This window comes from Bartonella sp. TT119HLJHH (genome assembly GCF_042193385.1).
GTDB lineage: Bacteria > Pseudomonadota > Alphaproteobacteria > Rhizobiales > Rhizobiaceae > Bartonella.
This window is the reverse complement of the sequence record NZ_JBHILS010000072.1, coordinates 1-1897: the sequence shown is the minus strand read 5'-3', so window position 1 is coordinate 1897 and position 1897 is coordinate 1. Positions and strand designations below refer to the sequence as shown.

The following is a 1897-nucleotide window of genomic DNA, read 5'->3' as shown; positions in this document are numbered from 1 at the left end:
GAAACAAAGGAGGCTCTGTCTTTTTCAGGGATGTAAAGCACCGGTGCATAAACATCCATGCCCTTGACCTGTTGGCGTACATAAATCACCATCGGGGCTTCTAGGGATGCCAATTGTTCTTCACTCAAAGCCTCACCAAAGGGGAGATTGTGGGCTTTTGCATAGTCTGCCCCGACATCCAGCAAGGTTTTGACTTGTTCAATGGCATCACTTCCAGGAATAAAGGAACCTTTACCCAAACCTTGACCAACAAGATCACGCATTTGTTTCTCAATCAGCTGCTTTTCGAAATAAGCATCGCCTAAGAAAAAAATCTCTCTGTCAGGATTGTAGCCAATTCTGTTCAAATAATAGGCTGAGCCATAAAATTTGCCGACATCAAGAAATTCTGCCCGCGTTTCATAAATGAAATTTTGATTGGGCAGCGTGCCCCCAACCCCACCCGATTGGGGCTTTGGTAAAGGAAGCCCTTCAGCAAGTTCCCCCGCATTATTGAGATCGACTTTTGGTGTAAAGAGAGCGCCAGCTCCGGTTAAACCACTTAAGGACTCCAGTGGATTGCCTTCAACTGCTTGTGCTTTAAAATGCGCATCCCCTGTAATCGAACCTTCCGCTGCCGTGTTATTGAGTTGATCGACCACCAGATTTAAAGTGCCGCCCGCTTGGACAAGACCAGGAACGCTCTCCAAAGCTTCTGAACCAATCTGGCGATCCTTGCCATTGGCTATATCTAAAGAAACATCGCGGCTTCCATCAGCTTTATAACCATAACAACTGTCTGTATTAGCCTGACAACCAAGATAAGTGTTTTTATAAGCCGTTGCACCTAAATTGGTCAGCGTCTTGGCTTGGATATCGGCATTTCCCCCTGCTCTCATAGAGCTATAATGGTTATCAATGGTATCAGCGTTAATGATGAGATTGCCACTAGATTGTATTACCCCCGAAACAGTTGGTTTATGCGAAAATGCTTGTGTGACAGTCTTTTCTGTCATATGTGACCAGTCTTCGTTTATTGACCCAAACCATCCTCCCTTCCGCCGAGAACCATTCCAGGAATACTGTTCTATGCCTTTTCTGTTATCATTATATTCCCAAGTAAAAGCCTTATAGACTGTTCCATCGCTTGAAATTGCGGTGCCGTAGATTTCTTCTTTGCTCGCCCAAACCTGCTGTTCAAATATAAAGTTTTTCTTGTCTTTACCAAGCGGCCACTTAGAAAGCTTTCCTTTACCCCAGCTATTCGATCTCGTATCATGATATAAATCCCTACCATCGAGAAAATTATATTTGTCTGGTTTTTCGAATGAAATATCGCTATATTCCGTTTTTTCCGTGATGACAGGTGTGCTATCGGCTTCGTTTTTCAGGGTGTTGGTTTGGATATTTAAGTTTCCACCTGCTTGAATAGAGCCTGCTTTATTGACAAGGGAAAGGCTTTTTCCGCTGCCAGCCGCATTGGTAAAAGATAAATCACCTTCTGTCATTATGGTGCCAAAATCATTCAACAAAGCCCCATCAACTTGTAAAGCACCATTGCCCTTCACATAAATTAAACCCGTTTTGTTGTTGGTCACATTGCCCGTCACGCTAAAGACTAAATCCTGCCCCGATGCCAATTGACCGCTATTTCCAAGCTCCCTCGTTTTGATCACGAAATCTCTGGCTGCTAAAACAGAAGTTGTCTCATCAACCATAACGCTTGGAGCAATAAAGAGAATATCTCCAGTCCCTCCCTGATCTGTCACGGCTTGTAGCCTTGCATTGTGAATATCAAGGGCATTGGTGCTTTGAAAGTCTAAACCGCCATAAGCCAATTCGCTCTCTGAGACATCAATATGATCTGCAATTAAATACAGCGTTTGCGGCGTGTAAATATGAGAACGATTATTGCTTA

Annotated in this window: 1 pseudogene; it reads right to left on the bottom strand. The window is 43.8% G+C overall.

From position 1 onward, the window contains the following. Positions 1-1897, bottom strand: a pseudogene (locus tag ACFIJL_RS09220) (filamentous hemagglutinin); the annotation flags it as partial.